Raw genomic sequence first — 18,020 nt, forward strand, 5'->3', positions numbered from 1 at the left:
GTAGGGCGATAATATGGCACGTTTTTTTATCGATCGCCCCATCTTTGCATGGGTAATTGCGATCATCATCATGTTAGCGGGAACCATGGCCATTTTTGGCCTACCAGTTTCCCAGTATCCTAGCATTGCACCGCCAACGGTAGTGATTAATGCTAACTACCCTGGCGCATCTGCTAAAACGGTTGAAGACTCAGTGACTCAGGTGATTGAGCAACGTATGACGGGTCTTGATTACTTACGTTATATCAACTCAACCAGTGATAGCTTTGGTAATGCGACTATTACTTTAACTTTTAACTCTGAAGCGGATCCTGATATTGCTCAGGTACAGGTGCAGAATAAACTACAAGCCGCGATGCCATTGCTACCTCAAGAGGTGCAGGCACAGGGTGTTAAAGTTGATAAATCCAGTACTGGCTTCTTAATGGTACTTGGCTTTGTGTCACAAGATGGCTCAATGAATGAAAGCGATATTGCCGACTACGTGGCAGCTAACATTCAAGATCCTATGAGTCGTGTGGCAGGTGTAGGTGGTATTCAGCTGTTTGGTTCTCAGTATGCGATGCGTATCTGGCTTGATCCATTAAAGCTAAACCAATACCAAGTAACGACTTCAGAAGTGTTGCAAGCGATTCGCGAGCAAAACGCACAGGTATCTGCAGGTCAGTTAGGTGGCACGCCATCACTAAAAGGCCAAGAGCTAAACGCAACCGTATCGGCGCAAAGCCGTTTAAGTTCGCCTGAAGAATTTGCCAATATCATTTTAAAAGCGGATACCACTGGTGCCAAAGTGCACTTAGGTGATGTGGCTAAAGTTGAAGTGGGCGCTGAAAGCTACGCCGTTGCAGCATATTACAACGGTCGCCAAGCGTCAGGTATGGCAATCCAATTAGCGACAGGTGCTAACGCACTGGATACCGCTAAATTGGTGATGGAACAAGTTGAAGAGATGAAACCATTCTTCCCGCAAGGGCTAGAAGTGGTGATTCCTTACGATACAACCCCGTTTGTGAGCGAGTCGATTGAAGGTGTGGTACATACGCTGATTGAAGCGATTGTACTGGTATTCTTGATCATGTACTTGTTCTTACAGAACTTCCGCGCAACGTTAATTCCAATGATTGCGGTACCAGTAGTACTACTGGGCACCTTTGGTATTTTAGCGGTAGCTGGTTTCTCGATTAACACCCTAACCATGTTCGCGATGGTACTGGCCATTGGTTTGCTGGTGGATGACGCGATTGTGGTGGTGGAAAACGTCGAACGTATTATGAGTGAAGAGGGCTTAAGCCCGCTTGAAGCGACTCGTAAGTCGATGGATCAGATTACTGGTGCATTAGTGGGTATTGGTTTGACCCTATCTGCGGTATTTGTACCAATGGCCTTTATGGCGGGTTCAACGGGTGTGATTTACAGACAGTTCTCAATTACGATTGTGGCTGCAATGGCATTGTCAGTATTAGTGGCAATGATTCTAACCCCTGCACTATGTGCAACCATGTTAAAGCCAGTTAAGAAAGGTCACTCGTTAACAGATACCGGTTTCTTCGGTTGGTTTAACCGTAAGTTCGACTCGTTAACTAACCGCTATGAAGCAAGTGTTGCTGCAATTTTAAAACGTTCTGCTCGCTTCTTTATGCTGTTTTTGGCAATCGTGGTGGCAACAGCGTGGATCTTTATGCGCATGCCAACTTCATTCTTACCGGATGAAGACCAAGGGGTAATGTTTACCCAAGTTATTTTGCCAACGAACTCAACTCAAGCAAGCACTCAACAAGTATTAGATAAGGTCAGTAACTATCTATTACACGAAGAGAAAGACGCGGTTAATTCAGTATTCACCGTATCAGGCTTTAGTTTTGCGGGTATGGGCCAAAACATGGGTCTTGCTTTCGTTGGCATGAAACCTTGGGCTGAGCGTACTGCACCGGGGACTGATGTACAGTCAGTCGCTAACCGTGCAATGGGTTACTTCTCGCAAATTCAAGAAGCGTTTGTATTCGCTTTCGTACCGCCAGCGGTAATGGAATTGGGTACGGCCAGTGGTTTTGATTTCTATCTTCAAGATAAGAATGGTCAAGGTCATGACGCACTGATTCAAGCACGTAACCAGTTATTAGGCATGGCAGCGCAAAATCCTAACCTAGTGGGCGTGCGTCCAAACGGTCAGGAAGATGCTCCTCAGTACCAGCTTGATATTGATTACGGCAAGCTTAAAGCGATGAACGTCAGCATTTCAGAAATGAACAATGTGTTGATTACCGCGTGGGGTGGTGCTTACGTTAACGATTACTTAGACCGTGGTCGTGTTAAGAAAGTAATGGTACAAGGTGAAGCCTTATACCGTATGCAACCTGAAGATCTTGATAAGTGGTACGTACGTAACAATCAAGGTGAAATGGTACCTTTCTCTGCCTTTGCAACGGGTCACTGGACCTTTGGTGCGCCGCGTCTAGAACGTTTTGGTGGTTTACCAGCTGTGAACATTCAAGGTGCGACGGTACAAGGTTATAGTACTGGTGTGGCAATGAATGACATTGAAAATATGGTCGGTAAGTTACCACCAGGATTTGGTGTTGAGTGGTCAGGTTTGTCATATGAGGAACGTTTATCAGGTAACCAAGCACCAATGCTATATGCATTGTCAGTGCTAGTGGTATTCCTTGTATTGGCGGCACTTTATGAAAGCTGGTCAGTACCGTTCTCAGTTATCTTGGTGATTCCATTAGGTATTATTGGTGCCTTGATTGCGATGAATACCCGTGGTTTATCAAACGACGTATTCTTCCAAGTTGGTCTATTAACTACGGTGGGCTTGGCAACCAAGAATGCCATCTTGATTGTGGAATTCGCCAAAGAATACTACGAGAAAGGTGCAGGCTTAATTGAAGCAACGCTACATGCTGTACGCGTACGTTTGCGTCCAATCTTAATGACATCATTAGCCTTTGGTTTAGGTGTTGTACCGTTAGCCATCAGTACCGGTGTAGGTTCTGGTGCGCAAAACGCGATTGGTACCGGCGTATTGGGTGGCATGGTGGGTTCAACCTTCTTAGGTATCTTCTTCGTACCGTTATTCTTTGTGCTGGTGGAGCGTCTGTTTAGCCGCAAAGTTAAAGCGCCAGAGATGAAGCCAAGCGAATCTAAGCCTGAACACTAATCATTAGTTTGATGTGATAAATCCCCAGCCAAGTGCTGGGGATTTTTTTATTTCGATATTTAAATAAATACAGTAATAAAGTGATGTTTTTTTGTTCTTGTGATGGAACAAAGAATAAATAAAAACTTATCAAGATATAGTCCAAGTAAGTCATATTGTTGGTATAGGTGTTTTCATGGAATGTAAAGCTACAAGAATATGTTGGAATTCAAATGGCTGGATAAAGCCATCTGGTTGCGAAGATAAGAGTAAAGATAAAAAGTCATTTGAAATGAATCCTGGGTATGGTCATGAAGAGTGGATCTTTGATTTAACCAAAACAATTTCAGGATTTAAATATGCCTTTTTACAAGGAGTTAATACTCCTAATAAAAGTCATCAAGGCAAATATTATAAAGTTAATCTATTCACTGTTTATCAGGGGAAAAAGCTTTGTGTTGGCTATATCAAGAAAATGGAATGTCTAACGAGAGAGCAAGCTGAGGTTGCTGCAGGTGTGTATCAATCCAATAATTGGTTTGGGGAAATGCAAGATCAGTTAGAAACCATTAATCTTAATTCCATCAATCTTATAGAAGATGATCCGTTATTAAATTTTAATATTAGATTTATGCCTGATGATCTTGTTATTTATGATACGCCCAAAGATGTATCGCTACGCTATAAGAGTGCTAGATATAAATTACTGTCTGATGAGCATAACATCTCTCATGATGCTCCATTAATTGATGATATTTTAGAGGTTATGGATGCTGATTTATCACTTACTGAAAAGCAACAGTTAGTTAAGGCTAGAGTTGGGCAAGGTCTGTTTAGAGAACGAGTTGCTCAGACTTGGGGTAGTGAAGTTTGTGCCGTCACTCTTGTTGATATTCGAGAGATGTTAATTGCATCTCATATAAAACCATGGAGTGAATGCCAAGATAGTACAGAGCGCTTAGATGGCGCTAATGGCTTATTACTTTGTGCGCATATTGATAAGTTATTTGATCAGCATTTATTATCCTTTGAGCAAAGAAATAAGCGTTTTTATTTGAGAACATCAAAAAATCTTGATAAGAAAACCTTATCTTTACTTGGGATTAATGCGGGTATTGAGCTTGGAACAAGCCATTTAAAAGTCGATGATATTAGTCGATTTGAAAAATATATGAGTGAACATTTTGAACAGTTTACTCAAAAGCAGAACGAGTCATAAATTGATTGTAGTTGTTTGATTTAATTAGATGATAAAAAGCCCGCCACTCTCATGAGGGCGGGCTTTGTTATTGTAATCTACTAGAGACGACTAATGGTGCTTATGGATTGTAGTAAGTTGCTGCACCTGGGCCGACAGGAATACCCAATACGAATACCCAGATAAAGAAGAAACTCACCCAACCAATAAAGAAAACGATGGTGTAAGGCAACATGGTCGCAATCAAGGTACCGATGCCGAGATCTTTCTTATAGCGACAAGCCACCGCCAAAATTAAACCAAAGTAACTCATCATTGGTGTAATTAAGTTAGTGACCGAGTCACCAATACGGTAAGCGGCCTGAATCGTTTCAGGAGCATAACCAATCAACATTAACATCGGCACGAAAATTGGTGCAGTTACAGCCCACTGCGCTGAAGCACTGCCGAGCATGAGGTTAATCACACCACACATTGCAATAAACAGTAAGAACACTAATGGGCCTGTTAAGCCAATGGCATTTAACGCATCTGCGCCCATGACCGCTAATACCGCGCCTAAATTAGTCCAAGTGAAGAACGCCACAAACTGAGATGCAAAGAAGACCAACACGATATACATGCCCATTGAGCTCATGCTATCGGCCATGGCATTAATGACATCTTTATCCGTTTTCATGGCGCCAATGATTTTACCGTAGACTAAACCGGGGATGGCAAAACCAACAAAGATAAATACCACAATCCCTTTTAAGAAAGGTGAGCCAGATACTAATCCTGTTTCTGGATTACGCAGAGGTGCGCCTTCTGGAACGACAAGTAACGCCAGCACGATGGAGAATATTAAGGTAGCAATACCGGCAAACTTTAGTGCGCGCTTTTCATCGGCAGATACCGTGTCCATCTGTTGGTTTGATAGATCAATTGAGGCTTCATTGGCATCGTATTTACCAAGCTTAGGCTCAACAATCTTCTCCGTCACAAAGGCGCCTAAAAAGGTAATCACAAACGTAGAAGCAAACATGAAGTACCAGTTTACCTCTGGGCCAACCGTGTACTCAGGGTCAATCATTTGCGCTGCGGCTTCAGTAATACCAGACAGTAATGGATCAACGGTACCCAATAATAGGTTAGCGCTGTAACCACCAGATACGCCCGCAAATGCAGCGGCTAAACCTGCTAATGGATGACGCCCTAAAGAGTGGAATATCATTGCCGCCATTGGGATTAATACCACATAGCCAAGCTCAGACGCGGTATTAGAAATAATACCTGCGAAGACAATCGTGACTGTCACTAAGCGCTTTGAGGTGCCAATCACTAATAAGCGCATTGCTGCCGATAACATGCCTGAGCGCTCTGCAATGCCAACACCCAATAAGGCAACAAGTACCGTCCCTAGCGGGGTAAAGCCGGTAAAGTTAGTCACCAAATTAGAGACGATCATCCGCAGTCCTTCAGGGGTCATCAGGCTGACAACATGAATAAGACCATCGGCACTGCGACCAGAGGCACCTTCTGGACGAGGATCAACAACAGATACGCCAAAGAAACCTGCCACACCACTAATTAAAATAACGGCGACACAGAACAGCGCAAATAGGGTGATAGGGTGGGGTAAAAGATTACCTAAGCGTTCAACAACATTAAGAAAACGAACAAACCACCCAGATGGTGGCGGCGATGCTGGTGGCGCGAGATCGCCATTTGAAAGTTGGGACATTTTTTTCTTCCTTCAACGGCATTAATTGCCTTTTTATAGTTTTATTCTTTTATGTAGGTGTTCATCCATGATCATCACGAATGCTTAGATGACATTAGCATTCGGTCATTTTTTGCATATTAAATAACAACTTTAACGAAATTGCTAAGAATTGTCAGCAAACACATCATAAGTATGAGTTAAACACCCGTTTAATCGTGGTATATGTCAATAATAAATATAAGGGTGTTGAAAAATGACACAATTTTTCTATAGCTACTATTCCATTAAAAACAATGCGTTAGGTTTGATTGGTGAGGGTGGTGATAAGGGGGGGTGAATTAAATATCAGTTTCAGTTAAAAAAATGTGTAACTGTAATAAATTGTATTAGAAAGGATAAAATTTAGCCCGATTCAGCTGTAATAGCTGAAATCGGGCTAAAAATGCATCATATAAGGTTGAGGTTATTCGCCCACTTCCCAACAAACGTTAGTGAAGCCACCTTGACCACCTAGTAATGGCTCAAGGTAATCTAGCATTTCAGTGGCGATGGTATCTAACTGCCAAGGCGGATTGATTACCCATAATCCCGCAGCTGTCATACCAAATTCATTGCTGTCGGCACTAATGGCTTGTTCAATACGTAATTGACGCTTAATGCCGCTGTTTTTAAGCAGTTGTAGCATCGATTCAGTTTGTTCACGATTTACAACGGGATACCACAACATATATACGCCCGTTGCAAAACGTTTGTGCGCTTGAATAATCGCGTGGGCAACATCTTGGTAGTCTGTTTTGATCTCATAACTTGGGTCAATTAGCACAATACCGCGACGTTCTAGTGGCGGAACTGCCGCAATTAAACCTTTTAAGCCATCTTGATTTAATACTTTAACGTGGCGATCACCGTCAAAATACTCATCTAATGTTTGGTAATCAGTGCCATGCAATTCATGCAACACCATACGGTCTTTATCAGCAAGATGCATATCAACCATGGCAGGTGAACCTGGGTAAAGTTCAAGCTCATCTTGCTGGTGGTTAAAATGCTTAACCGCTTCCACGTATTCAGCTAAAGATTCTGGTAGGTCTTGTTTGTCCCACAGTTTGGCTACACCATCTAAATATTCACCCGTTTTTTGAGCAAAATCATCAGTTAATGCATAGCCACCGGCACCAGCATGGGTATCGATATAAACCAGAGGCTTGGCTTTTTTATGCATCAATTGCAATGTTTGCAATAAAATGGCGTGTTTAAGTACATCGGCATAATTGCCTGCATGAAAGCCGTGGCGATAACTCAGCATGATGATTCCTGATGGTCAGTTGCAAAAATATTAGGAGTGATTTTTGATTATAACATACCCCGTTGCTTGGCAATAAGGCATATACAAACCGAGTTTATCAACTTCGCATCTTTAGGTAGCTTGGGTATAATAGCGTCATTATTGACTACTAAAGATGACCTGAGTGACAGCTATTTATTTTGATCAACAAGATTCCCGCTTAGTTGATATTGCCAATCGTTGGCAATTAAGCTGGGATGAACATAGTATTTTTTCGCTGAGCTTTATTGATGACCAGCTCACTTTGCTCAAGCGTGATGAGCCTAAATTAGGCGGTATTAGTGTTGATTTTGTGTCAGGCGCGGTAGCGCATCGCCGTAAATTTGGTGGTGGTCGTGGTCAATCAATTGCCAAAGCCGTGGGCTTAAAACAAGGCATTTCACCTACCGTAGTTGATGGCACAGCAGGACTTGGGCGTGATGGTTTTGTGCTAGCCAGCTTAGGTTGTAATGTCACTTTAATTGAGCGTCATCCGATTGTGGCTTCTTTATTAGAAGATGGTCTGCGCCGTGGTTATCAAGATGCCGATATTGGCCCTTGGTTAACTGAGCGTATGCGCTTAGTACATGCCTCTAGTTTGACGGCATTAGTCGATTTAGGTCAGCAAGTGGATGTGGTTTATCTAGACCCTATGTATCCCCACCGCGAGAAATCAGCGCTGGTGAAAAAAGAGATGCGAGTATTCCAATCATTAGTCGGTGCCGATACCGATGCCGATGGTTTATTAGCGCCAGCAATGGCGCTCGCCAGTAAGCGCGTGGTAGTTAAACGCCCTGATTACGCCGAAGATTTAGATGGCGTCAAACCGAGCATGGTTATCGCCACCAAGAAAAATCGCTTCGATGTTTATGTCAAAGCCGCAATGAACGCTTAATGGTTGTTCACTATTGATGCTGCTAGAGATTAATGCTTAATAAAAACAATCGCTTTGATGTTTATATTAATGCACAAAATGTCGAGTCGGCAGTAAATAAGACCTCTTTTTACTTTGTGTGAGAAGAGGTTTTTTATTACATCCTTAGTTTGAGATTTTTACGTGCTAACAGGTTTCTGCCTCGAAATGAGTTTCGCAGTTCAAAAGGTAAATAGGGCAAGCAAAGCTTTGGCTTTAGAAACGCCTCTTCAAAAGAACTGTTCATATAAACAGTTATAATAAGCATTGTGAATTTTCAGCATTATTTGGGTGTAAGAAGGAAAGCAATTTAGCGTTAATGACTTATAAGTGCTTGTTTAAAAACATTTATAGCCAATAGTTAAATCAAATCACATCACAAATAAGTAAATTCTGACTTTCACTATCAGAGGATGTTAGTGAAATGGCTGTAAAATATTTCATAACGCATTGAGAAAATGAGCATTTAAGGATAATTTACAGGTATAAAATTATCTTGGCTGTCTGTTCTTATTCGGAACTCAGCCTAATATACTGTTAAGTAGCTCGATAGGATATCAAATGCCATTAAATCATACATCTAAATATTCAGAGTTAACGGAGGAGCACTTTTCGTTAATTGGAAAGGTTGTCGTTGAATGGTCAAATGTTGAATTTATACTCGGTTCTATTCTATCTAGATTGCTTTTTACCCCTGAATTTCCTGGAAGAGTTTTTTCTAGTGGAATGGGGGCAATGAAACTCCAAAGAGCCATAGATGAGGCTGTGGAGCTTCATAAGTTAAGATACCGTACAGAAATAGTTTCAGAAGAAATATTGGCTGAAATTACTTCTATTAATAAAAAATTAACTAAGTTAAGAAAAACAAGGAATCAGTTTGCTCATTTTTGTTGGGCTCGCTCAAATGACGATGAAATTTTTGGTGTTGGTTTTTCTAGTGCTACAGCTGGTTCTAAGAGGGAAGGTAAGGATTTTATTACTTTAAAGGTTATTGAACTTAAAGACTTTTACTCTCAATTGTATGAAGTAGTTGATGATCTGAGTAAGGTTTTAGAGTCTTTACCTGAAATGGAAGAAGATAGAATATCAACCAAGCTAACTAAATAGCTACTTAACAAGTTGCTTAAACGGACGTATAACAGTTGGCTCATGCTCGTTCCTCGCAAGTTTAGCCAATTGCCACACGCCGCTTAGCAAGGCGTTAGGTTTACGGAGAAAACAATGAATCTCGAAGAGTTTATTTCTCAGTCTTTGTCCCAGATAGCTAAGGGTATAGAGAAAGCAAATGATGAGTTATCAGAATCCCAAGCACTTGTATGTCCGCAAGGTGTTACAGGTATTAAGTCCGAAAGCAAATATGGAACACTAAAGGTTGATCAGGACACTTACCTAAAGGTCAATGAAATTTCATTTGATGTGGCGGTTACTGTCACCAGTGGGACAGAGTCTGGTGGAAACTTAGGAATATCTGTTAGTGGGTTTTCGATCGGAGCAAAGGGTAAGGAAAATCAGGCTGATAGTTCTCAATCTAGAATCAAGTTTTCAATTCCTATGGTGTTACCGCAAGTAGCATACAACAAGAAGTAAACATAACAAATTGCTCAAGCAGACAGCTAACAGTCGGCGAATTTGGTTAGCTTTAGTGATTACGGTGGCTTTGTTTGGGGGCAGTGGTAATTAGCTGCTACTTAACAAGGCGTTACCTTATATCTGCTTGCCATACTTTCCCCTAATAAGAGTCATCACTTTAAGAGCTTTGACTCTAACTGATTTCTGTCCAAAAATGAGCCTGAAAGTACTTATTCTCTTAGTTGTCATACCTTGATTGGGCATTATATGCTAAGTTTGTCTCTTTTGGGATACGATGCTATAGTTTAATCAGATTTGATGATTAGAGGTTGCTATGCCAGAGATTGATGCATTGCTTGGGCTTTCATTTTGTTTGTATTTTTTTGATAACAAGCAGCATAAATTACCTCATATTCATGTCAAATATGGTAGTTATGAGCTAATCATAGCAATTGAAACAGGCGAGTGCTTAGAAGGTTATTTACCAAATAAGCAACGAAAACGAGCAGAAGCTCACATTGAAAGTAATCGAGTAAAATTGATGACAATGTGGGAGCAAGCCGTTGCTGGTATTAATCCGGGTAAATTATAGGTGACGTATGTTAAAAGTAATTGATGTTGATTTGATAGCTGATTTTATACTGGAGCTTACTTTTAGTGACGGTTATATCGGTGAAGCGAACTTAACTGAGTATTTCCAAAAAGAAGCATTTAGTCATGTGATTAATTTTCAAAAGTTTGCATTAACTGCTGATGGCTCTCTTGATTGGAGTGGTGTTGAATTATCAGCGGCAACGTTAAAAGAAATCACGGTTGGTCGTTATACTGAATCTGATTTAACGCCATTTGATGTTAAAGAAATGGAAATGGTCATTAAACAGGCCTCATGGGATTCAATGCAAGAAGGTCGAGCTGACATTTTGCAAGCAGCTATTCGTTCTTATGTGGAACAATTTGGTCATAGTGTTGTAATTGAACGCGCAGGAATTAAAAGTAGAACGAGTGCTTATCGTTCATTAAAACCTGAAACGACGCCAAGTTTTGGTACTTTGGTTCAATTAGGTCATGCTGTTATTGAATTGGCTAAAGAGAGAGTATCTGCTCATGCTTTGAATCGCATGTAGCAAATGCATCAACACGATTTGCAATATTATTTATCTATTCAAGATTGTTTTCGTTTGTCAGATTTTGCTTGCTGTGACACTTCTAATGACAATAAAAAACACCAGTCTTATCACTAAGACTGGTGTTATTTTTTAGGGATTAACAGCCTTGATTAAAGTGGCGCAAAATTGCGGTAACTTCAGTAATTCTGCGGCTAAAACTGCTTTTTGATGCGCGTTCAAATTCAGTGTGGTCGCCATCGCCGAATGGGCCAAAACCATCTAATGTCGGGACACCTGCACCTGCGGTTACGTTGGCATCACTGACGCCGCCACGTTGTTCGGTTTTTAATGGATAGCCGATAACCGTCCCTAACAGATCAATTAATTGCTGCTGCGCTGGGGTTGGGGTCATCACATCACGTTGTAAACCACCACCTAGCGTTGTGGTAACGCCTTCAACACCATGTTGCTCTGTAGCAGCTTCAATGGCGGCAAGGACTCGTTGTTGCTCATTGACTTGGGTAAAGCGAGCTTCGACAACTAGGCTGGCTTTAGGTGAGATGGTATTGGCACCGATGCCGCCATCAATTTTGCCAACGTTAACGGTAGTGCCTGCGGCAATATCACTGAGTTCTGTAAGTTTAATTAACAGTTTAGCTGCGGCTAGGTTGGCATCGCGTCCTTTTAGGTAATTGTTACCTGCATGGGCAGCAACACCTTGTAATTCAATATAATAGGTTGCCACACCTTTACGACCATTAACCACTTCATGATCGACACCTGCGGCTTCAAAATCCAAACAAGCTTGGTAGTTTTTTGCTAGCTCTCGGGTTACCAGTTTGCTGTCATCACTGCCGGTTTCTTCATCACTGACCAGTAGGAAATCGATATTACAAATCTTGCCAGATTCTTGTTTGATGTTACGCAGTGCGGTTAACGCGACAAAGTTGCCGCCTTTCATATCACAGGCGCCGGGGCCATAGATCCACTCATCATCTTCTTTGAAACCTTCAAATGTGTTTGGTGGAAATACGGTATCTAAGTGACCCATTAACAGCAGTCGTGGCTGGTCGGTGAGGGTTGGACTGCAAAATAACAGATGATTACCTATCTCTTTTCGCTCAAAAACGTCTAATTCAAAGCCGAGATCTTTCATCCAGATTTGCATTTTTTCGCCATAGCTATCGACGCCTTTTTTATTCTTGGTCCAAGAATTTATTGCCATTGCCTGTTTCAAATCGGTGAAATCAATATGGTTCATAACTTGCTTCCTTGCACAGCTTTTTAGATTCGCTGTCATCGTTAATAATATTTTTAACTTAGATCACTATTTGCGCCAATAAACACATATACAACAACATGATGCGAGCATATATTACAACCACGCCTATTTTATTAACAACGATTGATTGGCAGATATTTGATCTATTCATCATTAAAGGAGTAACGAATGAGTAACCATCGGATTGGGTTATGGATGTATGAAAATTGTGGTGGACAGGAAATCGAACGTAAAATTGTTTCGCAGCTACAAGAGCGCGAAATTGAAGCGATTGTGGGACTCAATTTAGCCCATGCGACTGCTCATGATAAAAATATTTTCTGTAATGGCCATCGTCTAGACGAACTTGATCTGTTTTTTTCTTATAACGCTGGGCAGCAAACGCCATTCCAAGTCTATTTATACCAAACGCTTAATACCATGATGCCGATGATCAACAACTATGAATCATTCGCGCTAACGGAAGATAAGTTTCGTACCGCCCATCGCCTAAAAATCAATGATATTCCAACCACTGATTATATTGTTTGCAGTAAGGACAATATTGGTCAGCTCAAAGAGCATATGCGCTTTTGGCAAGGTAAAGCCATTTGTAAGCCAGTTGATGGCTGGGGTGGCAATGGCATTATTAAGTTAGAAAATGAGCGCGATTTAGATTTATTGATGCCTTATATCTCGCAGCATCATGCACCACAGTTCTATTTAGAGCGTGTGATTGAAAACGACTTCACTGATTATCGCATTGATATCGTTGATAATAAATTTGTGGCTTGTTATGGCCGTAAAGCAGCGCCGGGTGCATGGAAAACTAACGTCACTAGTGGTGGCAGCGTAATTATGCGCGAACCTGTACCTGAAGTGGTCGATTTAGCATTAAGAGCCGCTAAGGTGACTGGGTTAGAAGTGGCAGGTGTTGATATTATTTATGACATTGAATACCAACGTTATGTGGTGATTGAAGTTAATGGTATTCCTGCTTTTGCGACGCCAGATCAAGAGCTGCAAGGCTTAAACTTTAATGACACCAAGATCCAATATTTGGTTGATTTAATTGAGCGCACCGTAAATCAACCCAAGCAACAAACAGGTATTACTCCTGATATTAGCCTACCTACGATCGATCCTATGCTAAATCCTATATTACAAGCCGAGGTACCTACAGTATGACGTCTAAAAAGGTATCCAGCCCTAAAATTGGCCTGTTGTATCTTGATTATGTGCTTCGTTTTTTTGACCGCTCTAACTTTAAGGGCTGGCCAGATAAAATTGAGCAGGTTGTCTATCACTGGGGTAATGATAAACAACGCTTTATTAATGAAGTTAAGCGTAAAAAAATTGAAGTGTTAATTGGTAATATTCCGGCAACGGCTTATGAAACATTTCGTGAAATTGCCCGTGCACTGCCGGATGTGAGATTTATTCCTTCACTTGATACGCAGTTTAGTAATAAGTCGAAAGAAAACGTGACTCATTTTTGTGAAAAATATCAGTTACCTATCCCGGCAACTAAGATTTTTTATCAAGTTGATGAAGCATTAGCTTTTTTAAAGCAGACCAGTTATCCAAAAATCGTCAAACGCTCTTACGGTCCATCAAACTATGGCGGTTATTTCGTACATAAGGTGGACTGTGTCGAAGAAGCATTAAGGTTATTCTCTGAAAAGCGCTATTACCCTGCTTATATCCAAGATTTTGTGCCAATGAAGGCGGATATTCGGGTCATGTTGGTCGGTCATCAACCTATGTGTGCCTTTTGGCGCCGTCCACCTGAAGGTGAGTGGTTGACCAATACCAGTCAGGGCGGAAGCATGGATTATCAAGCGATCCCTGAAGCCGTATTAGAACTTGCCGTTAAAGCATCGAAAGCCGCTAATGCTGAATACTGGGCTTGTGATATTGCAGTGAGTATGGACGATGAATACACCATTTTAGAGTGTGCTACGGCTTTTGCTGCGTTCCCGTATATTCGTGACTGGATTGGTCAGTATTTAATGTGGACATTGAATCCTCAACAATTCAGAAAGCCGTATATTGTGCATAAGAATTGGGAAGAATTAGGTAAAATTGATTCATCATTGTTGCGTACCATGCGCCATATTACTTTTGGTCAGCCTGACTTTTCGACCGATACGGGCGAATATGCACCAACTGATGCACGCTATCAGTTATTGCAAACCCAGCATCAAATGCTTGAAGAGTGGCCAAGTGAAGCGTGGAATTTCCAAGATATGCATCATTATCAGGTGATCAAATCTGAGCCTGTGGCCACGGTAGCAAAACCGATTGATGTGGTGGTTGTGCCTGAAATTGATGCCGATGAACCGATTATAGTTAATGATCTTCAAGGTGTGACTCAGATGGTTGATGCCGAGCTTGAAACGGTATTAATTGATGACACTCCGGCGATGACTCATGAGCAGCTGGTTGAATTTTTTATGACTGTCAAAGGGATTGGACGGTCATTTGCCAATAAAATTGTTGATACGCTAGGTGTCGAAGACACATTACATGCGTTGAATCATGCTCCGCAACAACTCCTGACGGTTCAAAAATTGAAGCAGAAGAAGTTAGACTTAATCTTGGCCAATTGGCATATGAATATTGAGGTTCAAGGATGAAAAAACGATATCTCTCCTACCAAGATACCATCGATTTCTTAACGGAAGCGATGGCAAAGTACCCTGATTTGATTCGGCTACAAAGTATAGGTGATACCCATGAAGGGCGACCTATTATGATGGTCACCATCTCACAAGATGTGGCCTATGCTGATCTCAAACCCGCGCTATTGTATACCGGTACCATTCACGCAAGAGAATGGATTGGTATTGAATTAGCAGTGAATTTTATTCAATATTTGTTAGATAACTACCCAAGTAATCCTGAAGTCGTTGAAGCGCTGACACGTAATACCATGTATATCGTGCCGTGTCTTAACCCTGACGGTTTTGAATATTCACGTAACCATTTTTCGTTTTGGCGTAAAAACCGACGTGATAATGGTGATGGTACTTTTGGTGTTGATTTAAATCGTAATTTCAGCGTTAACTTCCGTCAGTCAAACAATACGCAATCTAATATTTATGGTGGTCCTGCTGCTTTTTCTGAGCCTGAAACGCAAGCGATTAAGCAGTTTGTTGAGCAACATAACAATATTAAAATTGCACTCGATTACCATTCTCAAGGTAATGTGTTTTTCCCTGCTCATAAGTTTAATCATGAGGCTGAAATTGAGGGTACAGATTTAAATATCATGTGCGCTAATATGGCGAAGGAGATCCACAAAGTTACCCGCAGAAAGTATGGTATTCACCGTGGCAAGCCACCTGCAAACTTAATTCATGGCAGTGGCCGTGAGTATTATTACGACCGTGGCATTTTAGCGGCCGTGGTGGAGGTGGGCAGCCGTAATATCCCTGATTATTTAGTGAATATGTCGCAAAGTGTGGATGAAAATATTCCAGCGCTATTGTACGCATTGGGCACGGCGATTAACTATTCAGAGCTTGCACCTAAGCGACCAGAAAACTTTACCGTGCGTGATTACTCTGCCAACCATGTTGAGTTGGTTTGGGATCATAACCCTGAAGATGAAGGTTGTTATTACCAGATCTATCGTAATGAAGCGGCTAAAGATCCTTGTACCCGCGATAACTTGATTGCGATTACTTCGCAAAGTGAATATACCGATAAGCAGATTAAGTCTGGTCATCGTTATTATTATAACTTGCGCAAAGTTAACCGCGTCAGCCGCATTACTTCACCCTTTGCGCCAGAAGTTAAAATAAAAACCAATCTTGAGAAAGATGAGTTTTCATACACGCTATTTCCTGCTCCTGAAAAAGTGGGTTATGTAGGGGAATTTGCTGGCACTCAAAATAGCGAACACTTTGGGCTTAACTCATTATTTATTGGGGTTAATAAAACCAAAGGCGTCTGCTACGGGGTGATTGACTATGATATGAGTAAAATCCCGACGGATGCTCAGATCAAAGATGCGGTTTTCTCGTTATATCCAATGAATCGTGTTGGCGCCAAAATTGAGAATTATGGTGAATGGTCGGTGTCGATTCTGAATCCAGATGATATTTCTGATATCACTAACTTCGAGCAAATTCATCATGCGGTGGCATTGCAGACATTGGGTAATGCCATTGATTCTGATCAATTGACTCAAGGTATCTGGAAAAACTGGAGCCTAAGCGCATTAGAAAAACAGTTAATCCAAGATCAGTTAGAAAAAGGTCGTTTATTACTGCGCTTGCAAGGCCCTGATAGCCTGCCGCAAGGGCAAGATTCACAAATGATGCAGTTTGATATTGGTTACGGTCGTTTTGGTGGTGGTATTCACTATCGACCAAATCTCGATATTATCTATCATCGTCGCTCACAGGTATTAACCTGTAATGCACAGTGTGCCATACCGTTAGCCAACAAGAAGTTATTGAAGGCCCGCTACAAAGCGGTTTTGATAATGATGGTGAGCGCATCTTTGGTCATATTGAGTTTGCATTGCCTAAGTTGTCAGAACGTACTGATGTGGTGATAACTAATGCTTATTTAGTGCTGGAAAGTACCGCCATTAATGGTGTGTCGCAACCCATGCGCTTTACTGTAGGCATGGTCGATAATGATGAGCTTGACTACGCCAGCATCAAAGCGAGCGAGTTAATTGAATATTTAGGTTATGAGGTGAGTAGCCAAGAACTGGCTAAAACAGCGCGTCAAACTTTCACATTCGATAGCTCCGCACGACAACATTTAGAAGATTTACATGATGAAGGTAAGTCAGCTAATTTAATTATTCGTGCTACTTCGGCGTCGCGTCAGCAAGATGCTAAGGTGCAATGGAAAACACGTGACAACGATGGCATCGTGTATCCACAGTTGGTGATTGAATATATTGAACGCCGTAAACAACCACTCGCTACACCAGAAAATCTACAAGCCACGATTGAAGATAATTTGGTTAAGCTAAGTTGGAACAATCCTGATAGTCAAGATTGGGTTGGCACGTATGTGGTACGTAATAACTTCCACCCACCTCGCTCACCATTTGACGGTGTTAAGCTGTATGCGGGTAAAGATGGTTATACGTTAGATCGCTTTGGTAATATTAATATTCCGAAATACTATTCAGTATTTAGTTTTGATAATGTGCCTAACTATTCAATACCAGCCACGTTAAGGTTCTGTACTGATAGTGTCACGCCAGTGATTTATGATGAGTTTGAATCTCAGGATGAAGAAGATCAGCGTCATCGCGAAGGCGATTAAGCCTTAATCAATATTCTGACTTTTTGAATATCTTAGAAAGCTCTACTTATCATAGGTAGAGCTTTTTTATTTCTTATTATTCAATAAGCTCCGTACTGGCTAACAGTTGGCAAAATAGCCGTTTAATTAAAATATCACTGATAAAAATAATGGTGATAGTGTCATCTGTAACGATATAAGCCACTCTACAGGTGAGCTGTTTATCTGCCACAATCTTATACTCATAAATTTTATGGCCATTAAATCGTAGTGGCTTAGCCAATTTAATTTTTGGACTATTTTCCATTATTAATTTGGGTAAACGTTCGCTGATATCTTTACGAATCGCGAGTTCTGATTGACTGTGACGTTGTAAGAAGCTGCGTAGATGACGATTGTCGTCATAAATAATATGCATATTTTCGTAATTAAAGATAAATCATGGTCATGACTATACTCGCAACGACTGCGTAATAAAGTGGATGTTGTTGAAGTTGAGTTTCAATATTTTTGAATGAAAGACGCTCA

Annotated in this window: 15 protein-coding genes; 11 read left to right on the forward strand and 4 right to left on the reverse strand. The window is 41.2% G+C overall.

The features are described from left to right. The first annotated feature begins 13 nt into the window (after nt 1-13). Together JCM15074_RS12275 and JCM15074_RS23640 are read left to right on the forward strand one after the other, a co-directional pair. Nucleotides 14-3,160, forward strand: coding sequence for an efflux RND transporter permease subunit (locus JCM15074_RS12275; RefSeq protein ID WP_025821465.1), 3,147 nt, complete (start codon nt 14-16; stop codon nt 3,158-3,160). Between the two features lie 175 nt (nt 3,161-3,335). Continuing rightward, the gene (locus JCM15074_RS23640) at nt 3,336-4,358 is read left to right on the forward strand and encodes an HNH endonuclease (RefSeq protein WP_025821466.1); all 1,023 of its coding nucleotides are present in this window, start codon (nt 3,336-3,338) and stop codon (nt 4,356-4,358) included. A 100-nt stretch (nt 4,359-4,458) separates the two neighbouring features. Here the strand turns inward: JCM15074_RS23640 and JCM15074_RS12285 are convergent, their stop codons facing one another. After that, entirely contained in the window at nt 4,459-6,060 is a 1,602-nt protein-coding gene (locus JCM15074_RS12285; RefSeq protein ID WP_025821467.1) for an AbgT family transporter, read from the reverse strand. Nucleotides 6,061-6,505: 445 nt separating this feature from the next. Next, nucleotides 6,506-7,348, reverse strand: coding sequence for a 23S rRNA (adenine(2030)-N(6))-methyltransferase RlmJ (locus JCM15074_RS12290; RefSeq protein WP_025821468.1), 843 nt, complete (start codon nt 7,346-7,348; stop codon nt 6,506-6,508). A 163-nt stretch (nt 7,349-7,511) separates the two neighbouring features. Between JCM15074_RS12290 and JCM15074_RS12295 the strand changes: the two genes are divergently transcribed. From JCM15074_RS12295 to dhiA, 5 genes are all read left to right on the forward strand, one after another. Continuing rightward, nucleotides 7,512-8,261 (forward strand): class I SAM-dependent methyltransferase, encoded by a 750-nt coding sequence (locus tag JCM15074_RS12295; protein ID WP_025821469.1) that lies wholly within the window; start codon nt 7,512-7,514, stop codon nt 8,259-8,261. 579 nt (nt 8,262-8,840) lie between these two features. Then, complete coding sequence (locus tag JCM15074_RS22050) at nt 8,841-9,386, forward strand: hypothetical protein (protein ID WP_025821470.1); 546 nt, start codon at nt 8,841-8,843, stop codon at nt 9,384-9,386. 114 nt (nt 9,387-9,500) lie between these two features. After that, nucleotides 9,501-9,866: a trypco2 family protein gene (locus JCM15074_RS12305; RefSeq protein WP_025821471.1), complete on the forward strand. Its 366-nt coding sequence runs from the start codon at nt 9,501-9,503 to the stop codon at nt 9,864-9,866. 316 nt (nt 9,867-10,182) lie between these two features. After that, complete coding sequence (gene dhiT, locus JCM15074_RS12310) at nt 10,183-10,440, forward strand: type II toxin-antitoxin system toxin DhiT (protein WP_025821472.1); 258 nt, start codon at nt 10,183-10,185, stop codon at nt 10,438-10,440. A 7-nt stretch (nt 10,441-10,447) separates the two neighbouring features. Further along, on the forward strand, nt 10,448-10,972 hold the full coding sequence (gene dhiA, locus JCM15074_RS12315) for a type II toxin-antitoxin system antitoxin DhiA (protein ID WP_025821473.1): 525 nt from the start codon (nt 10,448-10,450) through the stop codon (nt 10,970-10,972). A 139-nt stretch (nt 10,973-11,111) separates the two neighbouring features. On the opposite strand, the gene JCM15074_RS12320 is transcribed toward dhiA, so the two are convergent. Then, nucleotides 11,112-12,215 carry a M20 family metallopeptidase gene (locus JCM15074_RS12320; RefSeq protein WP_025821474.1) on the reverse strand — a complete coding sequence of 368 codons (1,104 nt, stop codon included), beginning with the start codon at nt 12,213-12,215 and terminating at the stop codon, nt 11,112-11,114. Nucleotides 12,216-12,404: 189 nt separating this feature from the next. Between JCM15074_RS12320 and JCM15074_RS12325 the strand changes: the two genes are divergently transcribed. The 4 genes from JCM15074_RS12325 to JCM15074_RS24930 are packed head-to-tail and all read left to right on the forward strand — an operon-like array spanning nt 12,405 to nt 17,513. Next, nucleotides 12,405-13,403 (forward strand): ATP-grasp domain-containing protein, encoded by a 999-nt coding sequence (locus JCM15074_RS12325; protein ID WP_025821475.1) that lies wholly within the window; start codon nt 12,405-12,407, stop codon nt 13,401-13,403. Beyond that, nucleotides 13,400-14,854 carry an ATP-grasp domain-containing protein gene (locus JCM15074_RS12330; protein WP_025821476.1) on the forward strand — a complete coding sequence of 485 codons (1,455 nt, stop codon included), beginning with the start codon at nt 13,400-13,402 and terminating at the stop codon, nt 14,852-14,854. The genes JCM15074_RS12325 and JCM15074_RS12330 overlap by 4 nt, the downstream gene beginning before the upstream one ends. After that, the gene (locus JCM15074_RS22055; RefSeq protein ID WP_234400218.1) at nt 14,851-16,782 is read left to right on the forward strand and encodes a M14 family zinc carboxypeptidase; all 1,932 of its coding nucleotides are present in this window, start codon (nt 14,851-14,853) and stop codon (nt 16,780-16,782) included. The genes JCM15074_RS12330 and JCM15074_RS22055 overlap by 4 nt, the downstream gene beginning before the upstream one ends. After that, nucleotides 16,749-17,513, forward strand: a complete 765-nt coding sequence (locus JCM15074_RS24930; protein ID WP_234400219.1) for a hypothetical protein — start codon at nt 16,749-16,751, stop codon at nt 17,511-17,513. Before JCM15074_RS22055 ends, JCM15074_RS24930 begins: the two co-directional genes overlap by 34 nt. A 76-nt stretch (nt 17,514-17,589) precedes the next feature. Here JCM15074_RS24930 and JCM15074_RS12340 read toward each other — a convergent pair whose 3' ends face one another. Further along, on the reverse strand, nt 17,590-17,910 hold the full coding sequence (locus JCM15074_RS12340) for a hypothetical protein (protein ID WP_025821477.1): 321 nt from the start codon (nt 17,908-17,910) through the stop codon (nt 17,590-17,592). Between the last annotated feature and the right edge of the window lie 110 nt (nt 17,911-18,020).

The organism is Shewanella marina JCM 15074 (assembly GCF_000614975.1).
Classification (GTDB): domain Bacteria; phylum Pseudomonadota; class Gammaproteobacteria; order Enterobacterales; family Shewanellaceae; genus Shewanella; species Shewanella marina.

Excerpts from the sequence above, each read along its gene's own strand:
- JCM15074_RS12275 (WP_025821465.1), top strand. The coding sequence starts at position 14 with ATGGCACGTTTTTTTATCGATCGCCCCATCTTTGCATGGGTAATTGCG.
- JCM15074_RS23640 (WP_025821466.1), top strand. The coding sequence starts at position 3,336 with ATGGAATGTAAAGCTACAAGAATATGTTGGAATTCAAATGGCTGGATA.
- JCM15074_RS12285 (WP_025821467.1), bottom strand. The coding sequence starts at position 6,060 with ATGTCCCAACTTTCAAATGGCGATCTCGCGCCACCAGCATCGCCGCCA.
- JCM15074_RS12290 (WP_025821468.1), bottom strand. The coding sequence starts at position 7,348 with ATGCTGAGTTATCGCCACGGCTTTCATGCAGGCAATTATGCCGATGTA.
- JCM15074_RS22050 (WP_025821470.1), top strand. The coding sequence starts at position 8,841 with ATGCCATTAAATCATACATCTAAATATTCAGAGTTAACGGAGGAGCAC.
- JCM15074_RS12305 (WP_025821471.1), top strand. The coding sequence starts at position 9,501 with ATGAATCTCGAAGAGTTTATTTCTCAGTCTTTGTCCCAGATAGCTAAG.
- dhiT (WP_025821472.1), top strand. The coding sequence starts at position 10,183 with ATGCCAGAGATTGATGCATTGCTTGGGCTTTCATTTTGTTTGTATTTT.
- dhiA (WP_025821473.1), top strand. The coding sequence starts at position 10,448 with ATGTTAAAAGTAATTGATGTTGATTTGATAGCTGATTTTATACTGGAG.
- JCM15074_RS12320 (WP_025821474.1), bottom strand. The coding sequence starts at position 12,215 with ATGAACCATATTGATTTCACCGATTTGAAACAGGCAATGGCAATAAAT.
- JCM15074_RS12325 (WP_025821475.1), top strand. The coding sequence starts at position 12,405 with ATGAGTAACCATCGGATTGGGTTATGGATGTATGAAAATTGTGGTGGA.
- JCM15074_RS12330 (WP_025821476.1), top strand. The coding sequence starts at position 13,400 with ATGACGTCTAAAAAGGTATCCAGCCCTAAAATTGGCCTGTTGTATCTT.
- JCM15074_RS22055 (WP_234400218.1), top strand. The coding sequence starts at position 14,851 with ATGAAAAAACGATATCTCTCCTACCAAGATACCATCGATTTCTTAACG.
- JCM15074_RS12340 (WP_025821477.1), bottom strand. The coding sequence starts at position 17,910 with ATGCATATTATTTATGACGACAATCGTCATCTACGCAGCTTCTTACAA.